Source organism: Mobiluncus holmesii ATCC 35242 (genome assembly GCF_000185445.1).
In the GTDB taxonomy this organism is placed as follows: Bacteria; Actinomycetota; Actinomycetes; order Actinomycetales; family Actinomycetaceae; genus Mobiluncus; species Mobiluncus curtisii.
Map to the genome: position 1 here is coordinate 1384543 of NZ_GL622346.1, position 13719 is coordinate 1398261.

11 protein-coding genes are annotated in these 13719 nt (G+C 54.5%); 3 read left to right on the forward strand and 8 right to left on the reverse strand.

Annotated elements, in window-relative coordinates; genetic code table 11:
* The 8 genes from HMPREF0576_RS05990 to HMPREF0576_RS06025 all read right to left on the reverse strand — a co-directional run bounded on the left by HMPREF0576_RS05990 (position 1) and on the right by HMPREF0576_RS06025 (position 10310).
* On the reverse strand, positions 1-1095 hold the full coding sequence (locus HMPREF0576_RS05990; RefSeq protein ID WP_004011131.1) for a glycosyltransferase: 1095 nt from the start codon (positions 1093-1095) through the stop codon (positions 1-3).
* Positions 1088-2815 carry a DUF2142 domain-containing protein gene (locus HMPREF0576_RS05995; protein ID WP_004011132.1) on the reverse strand — a complete coding sequence of 576 codons (1728 nt, stop codon included), beginning with the start codon at positions 2813-2815 and terminating at the stop codon, positions 1088-1090. The genes HMPREF0576_RS05990 and HMPREF0576_RS05995 overlap by 8 nt, the downstream gene beginning before the upstream one ends.
* Positions 2812-3897, reverse strand: a complete 1086-nt coding sequence (locus tag HMPREF0576_RS06000) for a UDP-N-acetylglucosamine 2-epimerase (RefSeq protein WP_004007369.1) — start codon at positions 3895-3897, stop codon at positions 2812-2814. The genes HMPREF0576_RS05995 and HMPREF0576_RS06000 overlap by 4 nt, the downstream gene beginning before the upstream one ends.
* Positions 3894-4328: a DUF2304 domain-containing protein gene (locus HMPREF0576_RS06005; RefSeq protein WP_004007370.1), complete on the reverse strand. Its 435-nt coding sequence runs from the start codon at positions 4326-4328 to the stop codon at positions 3894-3896. The genes HMPREF0576_RS06000 and HMPREF0576_RS06005 overlap by 4 nt, the downstream gene beginning before the upstream one ends.
* Entirely contained in the window at positions 4328-5089 is a 762-nt protein-coding gene (locus HMPREF0576_RS06010; protein WP_004011133.1) for a glycosyltransferase family 2 protein, read from the reverse strand. Before HMPREF0576_RS06010 ends, HMPREF0576_RS06005 begins: the two co-directional genes overlap by 1 nt.
* Before the next feature lie 30 nt (positions 5090-5119).
* On the reverse strand, positions 5120-6112 hold the full coding sequence (gene rfbB / locus HMPREF0576_RS06015; RefSeq protein ID WP_004011134.1) for a dTDP-glucose 4,6-dehydratase: 993 nt from the start codon (positions 6110-6112) through the stop codon (positions 5120-5122).
* 78 nt (positions 6113-6190) lie between these two features.
* Positions 6191-7759 carry a DUF2142 domain-containing protein gene (locus tag HMPREF0576_RS06020; protein ID WP_004011135.1) on the reverse strand — a complete coding sequence of 523 codons (1569 nt, stop codon included), beginning with the start codon at positions 7757-7759 and terminating at the stop codon, positions 6191-6193.
* A 196-nt stretch (positions 7760-7955) separates the two neighbouring features.
* On the reverse strand, positions 7956-10310 hold the full coding sequence (locus HMPREF0576_RS06025; protein ID WP_004011136.1) for a cell wall-binding repeat-containing protein: 2355 nt from the start codon (positions 10308-10310) through the stop codon (positions 7956-7958).
* A 221-nt stretch (positions 10311-10531) separates the two neighbouring features.
* On the opposite strand from HMPREF0576_RS06025, the gene HMPREF0576_RS06030 reads away from it, so the two are divergent.
* From HMPREF0576_RS06030 to HMPREF0576_RS06040, 3 genes are read left to right on the forward strand one after another with little or no spacing between them, the layout of a single operon-like run.
* Complete coding sequence (locus HMPREF0576_RS06030) at positions 10532-11368, forward strand: ABC transporter permease (RefSeq protein WP_004011137.1); 837 nt, start codon at positions 10532-10534, stop codon at positions 11366-11368.
* Positions 11365-12609, forward strand: a complete 1245-nt coding sequence (locus HMPREF0576_RS06035) for an ABC transporter ATP-binding protein (RefSeq protein WP_004011138.1) — start codon at positions 11365-11367, stop codon at positions 12607-12609. Before HMPREF0576_RS06030 ends, HMPREF0576_RS06035 begins: the two co-directional genes overlap by 4 nt.
* Entirely contained in the window at positions 12606-13676 is a 1071-nt protein-coding gene (locus tag HMPREF0576_RS06040; RefSeq protein ID WP_004009000.1) for a rhamnan synthesis F family protein, read from the forward strand. The genes HMPREF0576_RS06035 and HMPREF0576_RS06040 overlap by 4 nt, the downstream gene beginning before the upstream one ends.
* The last annotated feature ends 43 nt before the right edge of the window (positions 13677-13719 follow it).

Here is a 13719-nt window from a genome sequence, read left to right on the forward strand (position 1 = left end):
TTATTCTCCCTGCGAAACCGTGGGGTCGAAGAATTGCGGTGTAAACGCGGCGGTTTCCTCGGGGCGCGATTGTTTTCGGTAGCCGGCACGGCATCCCATTGCCAAACCCCTCAAAAATCCGCTTCCGAAAATGATTCCGAACGGGAGAGTCAAAGCACCCACCGCACAGGCTTCGCCCTTGGTTCCCCCACAAGCCTTCACGGCACCTCCCGCCGCGGCACTACCAGCTAATGCCAGCCCTGCCACCACACGAGGATGCCAGTGCAGCAGCGCAAATCCAGCCAGGGCAGCACTTCCCGCCCCCGCAAGGATTCCCAGTAAGCCAAACCAAGGCACGTTTCCCAAATAAGAATCCACAAAAGTGGTGCCGCGGTAAAAGCATTGCTTCGACCACTTTCGGGGTGTGTCTTTGCCGAAATAATCACAGCTCACTGCCGGATCGAGACTGATACCCGGCACAGCCGCCAAGGAACGCAGCAAACCGGTGTCATCCGAAACAAGTTTGGGGTTGTCAAAGCTGGAGGAGAATTCCCCAACCGCTGCTAAAAGCCGTTCCCGCGGCGCAAAGAAAGCACCGGTGCCTTTGGGATAACTATTAAAGTTTGCGGAATTGATAGTGACGGGACGGGGGTTCATCCAGTAGTGACGCCACCAGACTTTTGTCAGTCCAGACCAAAACGCTGCCCAGGGACTGGTGGTGTTAGCCAGCTGAACATGAAAATTCCAGACCTCCCGAACCTGATGAGAGGCTTCACTGGCGAGCAGTTCCTGTCTGAGTCGGCGCAGCGCATCCGCGGCAAGGTTCACTCGGGCATCAAGGAGCAGGACATAACGGGTTTGCGCCGCGGCAAGCCCCCGGGAACGCGCCAAGAAACGCCCACTGTTTGGTTGACGCAGCAAGAAAATCTCGCCCTGCTGCGCCAAGACATCGAGTTTGGCAGCATCCGCCGGACCGGATCCGTCATCAACCACGATGAGACGAGTTTTAATCCCCGCGTGGGCAGCAGCAATTTGCAGATGAGCGGCTGCATCGGAAACATGGTCGCCTTCGTTAAATACCGGCATAACTACGTCTAGCTCAGTAAAGTCAGGCATGGGATACCTCAAGTTCACCAGAGTTTGTTTCGGTAAGAGTGCCCCGGTGCGCGGGCGAAACGTGAACCAACCACAAGGTAGCGAAAACCGCGAAGATAAAGGTCAGCGCGCCGATAATCCAGGTCTGGAGAGGTAGCGGAGCGGGAAAATCCCACCACCATGAGATTTTACTATTGAGATTCACTCCGCCTTTCCAGGTTTCGCCACGAACGTAACGTCCTACCACCGCAAAGAGGGATTGCAGATTTGCCCAGCACATAAAGAGCAGCACAAAAATTTCATAGCACAGAGTACTGGTCACGAATTTGTGGGCAGGTTGGTCCGGCTCCGCGCAGACCGGCGGTAACAGCCAAATCACCATCACGATGACCAGCAGCGGAAGCATGTATCGGGGCTGGTAGCGGTTGATGTCGACGTAGTTTTGCAAAAACATCACCACGAAAGGTACTCCCAACAATGCACCCAAACTGAAAAAGATGCCCCAGAATTTTCGTGCCGTGAACGTGGACAAGCCCAGAGAAATCAGCACTCCCACCGCGATGGCAGAAGCAAAAACTCCTTCAGGGCGCAGGTTGACGTCAAACCATCCCGGCCCCCATCCGGCACCCCACAAACCGAAAAAGAATCGGGGCAGCGACATGGTCAAACCAAACAATTTCCCCAAAAGACCAGGCATTTCGCGATCATTATCGCCGGAATCGCTCAGGGCTTCGTTCTGTCCGGAGGTAGCGGTGACTATCAGACCGAGCACCGAAGCAATGATTGAAAAGATTAGCAGCCAACGGCGGCGTGGGCAGCGCGGAATCAGCATCCAGATGCTCAACGACACAACAAAAATATAAAACGCGGCATCAGCGCGCGACGCCATTGCCATCAGGCACCCCAGGGCAGAAAGCACCACTAAGACTATTTGCCGCCACCGCAGCGACACGGGAAGACGCGCGGGCGTTGTGGCGGGAAAAACTTCGCGGCGCGGCTCGCTGAATGCCGCGGCGTGAAGCCCCAGCCCGAATCCCGCGACTCCTATCAGAGCCCAGGAGGAGGGATTATTTGAGGCGATTAAATAAATCCCCATCGGGACCCACGACCCCACCAAAGCAAGGAAATACCACGGTCGGAATCGCGGTGGAGCCAGTAACAATATGACCCCGAGCAGCAGCACCGCCAAAGCCACGTTGCACATCCGCATTGCCACCACGGAAACCTCCACGTTTTTTCCCACCAGGAGATGCTGTAGCTGGTAGTAACCCCAGGGATAGTCGCCACGATCAACACGATTGGTAAATGCCGTCTCGCCGTCAAAGTCTTCGCTGCAAGCCGCTGAAACCTTTGACTTCGTCACAAAACAGGTCAACTGGGTGAAACGGGCGGGAACCTTCACCGCGGGTTTGCCGTCGATGGTCTTTGTGGCACATCCGGAACTTTCCACCGGTCGTGGACACCAGATACTAGCGAGGTGATAATCGTCGTCCGGAGAACCTCCCGGCGGGGAGGCTAATGACCAAGCGAAACCGGTGAGCAGAAACCCTCCCACGGCTATCAACACCAGCACCGCGCGCAGCCACAGTGGAGCCGCAACAGCCCAGTGTCCGATTTGGGCAAACTTTCTCCGCATGCCCCCTATGGGTTTTTCGGTAGCGGGGGTGGCACCAATCTGTACTGTTCCAGAACATGTTGGCGCCGGCTCGACACGGTCGGCGGGGAGGTTCGATTCGCTCATGCTTTCTCCGTCAGGGTGTCCGCGATGATTCGCGATGGATGATAAGCCTCCACCAGTGAATCAAACTGATATTCTCTCCAATGAGTTAGGAAATCATCCAAAATTGTTAAATCCATCTTGGTCAACACCACATTACGACCTAAGCCTTGTTGCCTTTCGGTGTGCGCCCGGTGCACCGCGGTCGGAACTCCCAGTACCGCGCATTCTTCTTGCAGTCCGCCGGAATCCGTGATGACTAAAGCTGCGCGGGTCAAAATCGCCATGAAGTTTATGTAGCGTTCTTTCTCTAAAACTGTGATGTTACCGTTCAAGATAGAGGTCAGACCATATTTCTTAAGCAGCACCCGTTCGGATTGTCCCAGCATCAGCACCACGGGCATATCCTCCGCGAGACGCTCGACTCTGCGCAATATCGTCGTATAGTCGTTCTGATTTTGCACCAGTTCGAAACGATGCAGGGTAACGAGTGCAAAATGTTCAGGTAAATCTTGCCGCGGGGTGGTGTGATTAATCGCGTAACGCAACGCATCAACTACCGTATTTGCTTTCGTCACGATAATCCGCGATCCCCGCGTCACAGAACTCGCGAGGTTATCCCTTTCCAGCTCTGTAGGGGCGAAATGCAGCTGCGCTAAGCGACCAACGATACGCCGGTTAATTTCTTCTGGGAAAGGATTAAACAAGGCTCCGCTGCGCAGCCCCGCTTCTACATGAGCGACCCGGCAACCCCACAGTCGTCCCATTAGCGCGCCGATAACAGTCGTGAAGGTATCACCATGTACCACCACAATCCCTCGGTCACACCGCCTGCGAAATTCCGGAAAGAAACGCACAAAAGTCCCAGCAATGCGGGCTAACCACGGGATGACTTGACCGGTCCTCGCCACGGTTTGACGATGCGAGGACGGCACAAAGTGCGCGTCTTCCGGAGGCAGTCCAAAGTCTTGCAGGACCTCGGAGGCGCCTTCGACATGCTGGTCAGTGGCCCATAGTTGGTATTCCACCCCTCGTTCCCGCAGTTCACGCAAGATGGGGGCGATTTTTATGTATTCGGCGGTAGTACCTGCGATGAAAGTAATCATTGTGATTTGTTCTCCTTTGCGTCCTCATCCGGAGCGAAATCAGTCGCATCAGCCCCTGCTCGCGGATGTCTGGTAACGCCGGTTTTCCGTTCCAAGACTTCAATCCGCTGTTTTAATAAAGCAACTTCTTCCACCAGATGCCTTTTTTCGGCGTCACTGCGGCTCAAATCCACCGAAAACTGTAAAGTCATCAGCAGTAAAACGACCCCAGAGAGGAAAAACCCCAAGTTCAGGGGCACTACCACACCGAGACTCTTTGCCACCCACGTCAAGACACCGGGGAAAATGGACACAACCAATACCGCTACGCCAACCAAAAACCACCATACGGAATATTTTTCTTTCATCCCCGAATTGCGCAGCGCCAAGATAATCATCAGGAACACCAGGAGAGAAAAAACCACCCCGATTAGGTACGTGCCACCCATCATCACTTTCCTCCCTTTCGCCGGGACAATGCTACCAACAATGCCAAACCAGCCCGGAGCAGGTACACCGCGGAAGCTACCGGACTGTGGGAAGGCTCTCCCCCCAGGCGCGGGCGCATCTCCACCGGCACTTGCATGATGCGCAGTCCCGCTTTTGCCGCAATAACCAGAGCTTCGATGGTGTCACCGAGATACTGGGCGGGGAGTTCCCGCGCAAAGAGTTCCATGCCCCGGCGATTGACCAGTTTAAATCCTGAAGTCGTATCCGTGAGTTTTGTCCCGCACACCCGGGAGAGCACTATTGCTAACAGACGCATCGCTAAACGCCGGGGTCCGCGTGCCTGATAGTCTCCGCGACCGGCAAAACGAGCGCCGATGACGATGTCAGCACCTTGTTCTTGACAGGCTGTCAACAGGTTTTCCACATACAGCGGATCGTGCTGCCCATCGCCATCAATCTGAATCGCATAATCATAGTCATGTTCCACCGCGTAGCGATAACCGGCTCGCATCGCTCCGCCAACCCCCAGATTTAAGGGCAAATCGAGCAGCTCCACCGGTGGACCATAATTGCGTACTATGTCGGGAGTGGCATCTGTGGAGCCATCATTGACCACCAAAATGTCGGCGCCCAAATCTGCCGCTACCACTTGGTCCAAGACCACCGGCAAGGTCACCGATTCATTCCAGGCAGGAATGATAATCAGGGTTCTCGCGGCTTGCAGCCCTGTCCCGGTTTGCTGCTCATCTGCATTTGCGTCCAAGGGTGCTCTCAGTCATTTTGTACGGAGTGTTCAATGACCTTGCTGAGCATATTTGGCCTCAGTTTCGACCTTGGCTCCTCGCCACCAGTCCTCGTGGGTGGTGTACCACTCGATGGTGTCGCGCAACCCCTCCTCGAACGAGGTGAACCGCGGGGTCCAGCCAGTTTCCTCGCACAGCTTCGTGTTGTCAATCGCGTAGCGTCGATCGTGACCGGGACGGTCCTTCACATGGTCAAAATCATCCTCGGGGAATCCCATCATGCGGTTCAGGGCTTGCACGACTTCCAGGTTGTTCTTTTCACCATTAGCACCAATCAGGTAGGTTTCGCCCAACCGACCTTGGTTAATAATCGCCCACACGGCAGTATTGTGATCCAACACGTGAATCCAATCCCGGACATTCAACCCATCTCCATACAGGCGCGGGCGCACCCCGTCGATACGGTTCGTAATCATGCGCGGAATGAACTTTTCCACATGCTGATAGGGTCCATAGTTGTTTGAGCAGTTTGAAATGGTCGCCTCCACCCCGAACGAACGCACCCAGGCACGAACCAACATGTCGGACCCCGCTTTTGAAGCTGAGTAGGGTGAGGACGGCAGGTAGGGAGTTTCCGGCGTGAACTTGTGGGGGTCGTCTAGCGCCAGGTCGCCATAGACTTCATCGGTCGAGATGTGGTGCAGACGCACGTGGTGGCGTCGGCAGGCTTCGAGAATGTGGAAGGTACCCACCAGGTTGGAGTAAATAAACGGCGAGGGATCCACCAGCGAGTTGTCGTTGTGGGACTCGGCAGCAAAGTGAACCACCAGGTCAGCATCCTTCACAAGGGAGTCCACCAGGTCACGGTCGGCCAGGTCACCGACCACCAGGTTCACTCGGTCCAGTCCTTCAATGGAGGCAGGATTGCCGGCATAGCCCAGCTTATCCAGCACCGTCACGGTGGCATCCGGGTAATCCTCTACAGTAGTGTGGACAAAGTTAGCGCCAATAAAACCGGCTCCGCCGGTGACTAAAACATGCATTCTCAGTTCCTTCTTTCGTCTCTCTACGTTTCTCAGCCTACCGTGGTACTGGAGAGATTTTAACCACTCTCGCCGCTGTTATTCCGTTCTGAGGTCCTTTTCAGCGCTTTCCGGCTGGTTTTGTCTCGATTCTCGCAAAATGATTACTGCCCAGATTCCAAAGGTTAGCACTTCCATGACCAACCAGAAATGGGGACCCGGCACTCCCTTCCACCACCAGGTCGATTCCCCCAGGAGATACTGTGTGCCACGCCAATAGCGCATCGCCACCGCATAGAGCGCGACAGACGCAGACACGGTCGTCCCCAATCCGGTTACCCACCGCTGCACAGAAACCATCAGGGCAGAGCGATTGAACGGATAAAGCCACACCCCCACAATTAGTGTGAGCAAAGGCAACAGGTACCGCGGTTGAACATAAACACCGACGGTAGCGTGTTTTTCAAACAACAAGAGTAACGGCATCGCCACATAAAACAGCAGCAATACCAACGCAATCAGGTTAGTTCGCCGCGACGCCTGACACAGCGCTAAAAATAGCACCCCGGAACAGACAGCGAAACCCAAGAACGGCACCACTCGAGGCAGGTCGATTTCCAGAGCACCCAGAGGCCACAGCCCGAAAACGCCCAGGAAATAATCTGGGATGTTGAGCAGATTCATGAAGATATCGTGACGGCTCTGTCTCTCCGCTGCATCGCGTCCCAATACCGCCGCAAAAAAATCCCCCAGCACGGTTGAGTGCAGGAAACGAGCGGACACGGCAATAATCACCAGCAAAAACACCACCAGGGAAACTGCCACCCCGCTGATGGTGCCTGCCCCCCGGAATCGGCGACGTAACGCCGAAAAATCCAATCCCCAAGCTAATGCCGCAAGGAGAGCCAAACCACAAAAGACGACGGAGTCCCAGCGGGCCCCAGAACCGTACATAAAAGACACCACCGCCAGAATCACCAAACCTGCCCGGCGCTTCACACTCGCTGAGTCCCGTTCCATAGCTCCGCAAATCGCAAAGAATACCAATACCGGAGCCAGCGTCGCCCAGGAACTGGGGTTGAGGGAAGACAGCAGGGACAATCCCAAGGGAACTTGGGTGACCAAAACGGTCAGCCACAGGTTACGGCGCCGGTTCCTCCCCAAAAGACCAGCAACCGCTCCGGTCAGTACCGCTGCCAAGGCTGCATTGACCAGGCGGGTCAACATGGTGGTCAAGACGAGGTTTTTCCCGGCATACAAGCTGTGGAATCTGTAATAAAACGACGGATAGGCACCCTCGGAATTCCAACGCTTCGTCCGGTGCATCTCAGCGTTGCCGGATTTCAGTGCAGACTCGACGCAGGCTGCAGAATCGGTGGGTGTTTTAATGTAGCAGTTCACCGCTTCAGTATTCGTGGGCACTTCCACAATGCGCGCATCGGTCGCGGAGTGACGGCAGGTTCCCCCACGGTTCTGCGCAGAACACAGGATGGAATTCAAGTGAAAGTCTGCATCGGGCGTGCCTCCCACCGGAGCAGCCACCGCCCACGGCACCAGAATCAGGAAAAACAGCAGCGGTAGAATTAGCAATTCGCCCCAGCACCGCCACCGCACAGACTGCGCAAACTGCGCAAACCGCGCCGCGGGATGGGAAACTTCGGACCTCAAAGTGTCTCCTTAAATGCGGTAAAGATAGCTTATTCATTGTAAGGGAAAGCTGCAGCAGGATGGGGCTTACGGTCAATCGAGTCCGCCAGGTACCGCAAGTTAATCAACATTCAGAGATTTTTTGGTGTCGGCTGGCGCGATTAGGGGTAAAAAGCAGTGGTGGGGACTTTGCAGTCCCCACCACAGACAGTTGCGATTAGTTGCAATCGTAAATACGCGGATCTCGCGGTACGTACGGATTGCTTCCTAAACCGGGAACTTGCCAGCCGGTGCAGCGCGCCCCGAACACTTGATCGTTGCCCAGCTGACCGTCGGGATTGTAGCCCCAGCACCGCGCGCCACCGTCACCGGTAATGGCGCAGGCGTGCGCCCACCCTACTGAAATGGCTTTCACATGGGTGTCTATCGAGCCTACGATACCAATCCGCACCGAAGAGTCATCGTTATCTTTAGCTGACTGACTCCTGCCGACCTGACCCGCATCGTTGAGCCCCCAGCAATAGACTCTGGAATTCGGCCCAATAGCACATGAGCTGTTACGTCCCAAGCTAAACCCTTTGATACTGCCCCAACCGGAAGCGGTATAAGACTGCGCGTGACGATGCACCGGGAATTGTCCATTTGTCGGTGCCATCGTCGCCGGATTAATGTCTTCAAAGAACTGCTCGCGAGAGTTGTATCCCCAGCAATGCATGGAATTCCCCATTTTGGCGCAAGCATAGTACGACCCGGTTTCCAGTTCAGTCGCCCCGTGTACCGAGGTCACCTGTCGAGGGGTCAGTGAATCTGCATAGGAGACGTTGGCTAGCCAGGGATAGCCTTGCCCAGCCACCTGGTTATTCGTGCCCTGACCCCAGTCATGACGGAACGTCCCCCAACAGTACACGTCACCATTGTTGGTCAGCGCACAAGAATAGGTTTCTCCAGTCACGACTTTCTTTGCAGCTTGAGGTATTCCAGAAACCGCTAGAGGCGTGGGTGATGAGATCTTGTTGCCATTACCCAGCTGACCCCACTTATTGTCGCCCCAGCAATAGACCGTGCCGTTCGCGACTGCGCAGGAATGTCCCGTCCCGGTGGGAATCCAGTCCGCCCTGTCTTTACGGATAGACCAAGGACCATTGGTTTCTCCCGCCGCGGCAATGGAGGTTACTCCCGTCAGCGACGGCACCAGAGCGGGGGTGGTGCGGGAGTTGGTGTCCCCTTGCCCCAGTTGACCGGTAACGTTGGACCCCCAGCAGAAGGCATGACCGGCGGCATCATAGGCACAGCTGTGGGTCAAGCCCGAAGAAACTTCCGCCACATTGGTCAGTGTCGACACCAGAGCCGGTTTGCCCACGTTCGCATTGTGACCGGTAAAGGAGTGATACGTTTCCGGCAGCGGATCAGTGGCTAGGTTAAAGCCATAATTCGGCGAGGCGTTGCCAATTCCAATCTGACCGAAACGGTTTGAACCCCAGCAGTACAGGTTTCCCGATTCGGCAACGGCGCAGGTGTGGTCACCGCCCGCACTAATCTGGCGCAGTTTCTTGGGATCACCCTGTCCGGTCGCAGGTTTGCTGTCGGGTTTGGCCCGACCCTCTGCCAGACGTTTTGCGTCTTGCAAAGCTGCTGCCGGCACGGAGCCTTCTCCGCCCAATGCCACGATTTGCTGGGGTCGAGTGCTAGATAGGTACTGAGCGACAGCTTGCGGAATGGTATTGCTGCGCGCCACCAGCAGCACCGGACCATCGGTAAGGCATCCTGCCACAACCGCATCTGCGAAAATATCCCCGCGGGTCAGGTAAACCCGGGAAACCTGATTGGGATTACTGGCTTTCGCGATTTCTACAGAAGTGGCGTAACGATTATTTCCTTGCAATGCCGAAACTATCCCGTAGTGAGAGTTTTGGAAGTTGTTAAACGTGGCAGCTCCGCCCAAACGCACCGGGCTACCGCCCAAACGCTCAATTTCTGCCTTTACCGCCTGGGCATCAGCGCCGTCAGTGCGGGGAGCTAGAAGAATTGCAGCTCCGGGAACGGTTCCTCCCGCTACTGCATCCGGAGAGCCGGTCCCGTCAGGTCCTAACCCGTCTGCCAAGAGAACTTTACTGGGCTTCGCGGCGGGGAAGGCTCGTTTAGTAATTTCTATAGCTGTCAAGAAGCGGGTTTTGCCGGCTAGTCTCTCGGTCTTTCGACCTTGCGCGGCGGAATCCAGCACTGCTTTCGAGACTGAGCCTTCGCCGCCCAAAGCCACGACGCTCTCAGGATTCATGCGCGCTACCGCTTGACGAACCTCCACCGGGGCAGTGCCTGATCTCGGAACCAGCAGTGTCGGACCGTCCGTTAATGCTCCGGCGGCGAGGGCGTCTGCAAAGACATCCTGACGTGCCAAATACACGTGCTTGGCAGTGCTTGGGAAGCAATGCAAGCCCACGTTAACTGCGGTACTGATTCGGTTAGCTCCAGCGATTCTTTCGGTGACGCTATTGGCAGCCCAAGCCGGAGCAGCTAGTGCTGCCGCACAGGCAAATGCGCTGAAATAGACGACAACATCCCGCAACTTTCCCATATTTCCTCCAGAAATTAAGATTGGGGTTTGGATTTGATTTAAACTGCATTCTAAAGTAGCTCTGCATACACAGAGGGCGGTTTGATAAAATTTAGATATTTTTCAAGAAGCCCTCAGGAGGGATGTCTAATCAGACTTTTGCCAGCCGCTAAGCGTTTCCGATATACTTTCTCGATGTCTCATTTCAAGGCATCTCGATAGCTTTTGGAGGATTGCTAAGCATGAGCTCAGGCAAGACCGAGTTTAACGATGTCCGCGACACTAATCTGATTTCTCGCCGCTGGAACCTCATTAGAGCTTTTGGGACACGCGATTTGAAAGCGCGCTACAAGGGATCTTTTCTGGGCTGGGCGTGGTCTTTGCTGGTTCCTTTAGCCACGTTGGGCATCTACACCGTGGTGTTTAGTGTGATTTTTCGTGGCGCTCCTCCACCAATGGGAAATGGTCAAACTATTTTCGTTCTCTGGCTGTTTGCGGGTCTGACCACGTGGACATTTTTTTCATCATCGGTAAACGGAGGCATGGCAGCTCTGACCAGCTCCGGCGGAATGCTCCAAAAAGTGTACTTCCCCGCTTATGCCCCCGTCATGGGAGCGGGCTTGGCTGTCGGCGTGCAGTCGCTGATAGAAATCGGGATTTATGTCCTGGTGATGATTGTCCTGGGAAATATGAGTTGGACCTGGCTGTTGGTACCGCTATGGATGATATTGTTCATCGCTGCCTGCCAAGCCTTCGCGGTGATTGTTGCAGTGCTCAACATTTACTATCGTGATTTGGCTCACCTCATCGCTATTGCTTTGCAGTTGTTGTTTTACGCGACACCGATTATCTATCCCCTCTCCATGGTCAATGCCTCATGGAAAGGAATCAGCTTAGCGTTCATAATCAAGCTGAATCCCCTCACCGAGTACATCGAGCTGTATCGTAATCTGGTTTACTCCTTGAACCCGGGTTCCCTCGGTCAGTGGGCGGTCTGCGTCGGTACTGCCATCGTGATGATGCTGCTAGCGTGGTGGGTATTAAGCAGAAAAGGTCGCGATTTGGGAGAGAGAATTTGAGCGATATTGCGGTTTCAGTAGAACACGTCACGAAAGAATTCGTCCTCCAGAACGAACGTCGTGATTCCCTCAAGGAACGCCTGGTAAAGGGGCGGTCTAAAGGCGGGAAAACTTTCCGAGCGTTAGATGATGTTTCTTTCCAGATCCCCAAAGGGTCGACTTTCGGACTGATAGGGCACAACGGTTCAGGCAAATCCACCATGCTCAAACTGCTGGCAGGCGTGTATCGTCCCACCTCTGGAAGCGTCATGGTCAACGGGAAAGTGTCGGCTTTGCTGGAGCTCGGAGCGGGCTTTCACGGAGACTTGACGGGGCGTGAAAATATCTTTCTCAACGGCGCGATTCTGGGCTTAACCCATAAAGAAATCGAACACTCTATTGACGAAATCATCGAGTTTGCCGACATTGGTCAATTTATTGACGAGCCGGTAAAGGTCTATTCCTCCGGAATGTATGTCCGGCTCGGATTCGCCGTGGCGGTGACTTTGGATCCCCAAATCCTGATTGTGGATGAAATCATTGCGGTTGGGGACGAAGAATTCCAACGTAAATGCTTTGACCATTTGTATCAGCTTCGCAAGAAGGGCTGCACCATAGCTTTCGTTACCCATTCTTTGGGCTTGGCTCAGGATTTGTGCGATGAGGCAATCTGGCTCGATCACGGTAAGACTCAAAAATTAGGTAAGACCAGAGAAGTCATTGACAGCTATCTCAACGCGGTCAATTCTGCGGAAGCTGAAAAAGCCTCCGTGCAGAAACAGGATGTTTTAGCGCCCGTTCCACGCCAAGGATCCGGCGAAGTACGGATGTCCAAAGTCGAAATTATCGACGAAGCCGGGAAATCAGTGCCTTTTGCGGTGTTTGGCAAACCGCTAACGTTGCGGATTTGGGCTCATGCGGTAGAACCAGTCTCCGACGTGGAGGTCGGTCTGGCTTTCGTCCATCAAGATGGGATGACCTTGGCAGGACCAAATTCTGGAATGCAAAAGGTGAAGTATTCTTTCCCAATCGGTGATTCTTTCGTAGATTTTCACTGGCCGGCGCTGATGATTCAACCCGGCACCTACGGCGTATCCACTTCCTTTATTGATTCTGGACATCCCTATGATTATTCCGACCGGGAGTTCGACATCACTATCCGCAGCGAAAGCGCCATCCCCGATCCGGGTCTGGTTCGCCTCAACGGACAGTGGAGCCGCGAGATTAACGATTCTTTAGCCGGAAAGGATGCTGAGTCATGAATGATTCCGAGAACCCAGATTTGCGCGAAGAAAACAGGCTGCTGCGCGTGGCACTCGAACAGACGAAGCTAGATTTGGCGCGTGCCGGCGAGCAGGTTGAAAAACTCCAAGATGAACTGCAGCACCAGCGGATGTTCGCAGCCACAGCGATTGGTCAAGTGCAAGAAATGCGGGCTTCTAAATCCTGGCGCGTCACCGCACCGCTGCGAGCTTTATCCCGTAAATCCCACGATGCGAAGCAGCGAAAGCAAGATTCGGGACCAACTATTGTGCAATCCGGTAGAGACCAAATCACCGTGGAACGCGGCGACGAAACAGTCTTGACGACTGCCGAAAAGGTTGCGTTGGTCGCCTCCTGGAGCAAAGAGTGCACGGCGAGCAAGTCCGTTTCTGTCTATCTTCAAGAACTCGCGAAAAACGGCTACGCAACCGTCCTGATTTCTACCTGCGAAGCTCCCGGAAAATTGCAGTTTCCCCACGGAATTCCGCAGCAAACGATAGTGTTGCGTCGCCCCAATGTGGGATACGATTTCGGCTCGTGGGCGCTAGCGCTGGATCGCTACCCACAAGTGCGTCAGGCTGCGCACGTCTTGATTACGAACGATTCCATGATTGGACCTTTCGAGCCACTCCAAGATTTGCTACGCCTGACCGAAGAGCCCGGACCTGACGTCACCGCCGCAACGCTTTCCTACCAGGTCAGCGGTCATTTCCAATCTTTCTTCGTGTGTTTTCACAACGGTATTTTAGATGCTGAGCCGTGGCGACGCTTTTTTGATTCCATCCAGGAAAAGAGCGACAAGATGAGTGTGGTGCTCTCTTACGAGTTGGGGATGCACGACGTTTGTGTCAAAAATGGTTTTTCCCATAAGGAACTGTTCCTTCCCACCGACTTGAACTCCGGAGGTGGCAACCCCACCTTAGTGTCGTGGTCAGCTTTGGTAGAGAAAGGTTTTCCATTTATCAAGCGAACGATTTATACAGATCCGTCAACTGCCCCCGGTGGTGAATCCCTCAGGGAATTCGTACATTACCGTTACAACGAAGATTTAGAAGATTGGGTTTGAGCTTCGCCGCCGATAACCTTGGGTAACCATCTCGAAAGCGAAA

Excerpts from the sequence above, each read along its gene's own strand:
- HMPREF0576_RS05990 (WP_004011131.1), bottom strand. The coding sequence starts at position 1,095 with ATGCCTGACTTTACTGAGCTAGACGTAGTTATGCCGGTATTTAACGAA.
- HMPREF0576_RS05995 (WP_004011132.1), bottom strand. The coding sequence starts at position 2,815 with ATGAGCGAATCGAACCTCCCCGCCGACCGTGTCGAGCCGGCGCCAACA.
- HMPREF0576_RS06000 (WP_004007369.1), bottom strand. The coding sequence starts at position 3,897 with ATGATTACTTTCATCGCAGGTACTACCGCCGAATACATAAAAATCGCC.
- HMPREF0576_RS06005 (WP_004007370.1), bottom strand. The coding sequence starts at position 4,328 with ATGATGGGTGGCACGTACCTAATCGGGGTGGTTTTTTCTCTCCTGGTG.
- rfbB (WP_004011134.1), bottom strand. The coding sequence starts at position 6,112 with ATGCATGTTTTAGTCACCGGCGGAGCCGGTTTTATTGGCGCTAACTTT.
- HMPREF0576_RS06025 (WP_004011136.1), bottom strand. The coding sequence starts at position 10,310 with ATGGGAAAGTTGCGGGATGTTGTCGTCTATTTCAGCGCATTTGCCTGT.
- HMPREF0576_RS06030 (WP_004011137.1), top strand. The coding sequence starts at position 10,532 with ATGAGCTCAGGCAAGACCGAGTTTAACGATGTCCGCGACACTAATCTG.
- HMPREF0576_RS06040 (WP_004009000.1), top strand. The coding sequence starts at position 12,606 with ATGAATGATTCCGAGAACCCAGATTTGCGCGAAGAAAACAGGCTGCTG.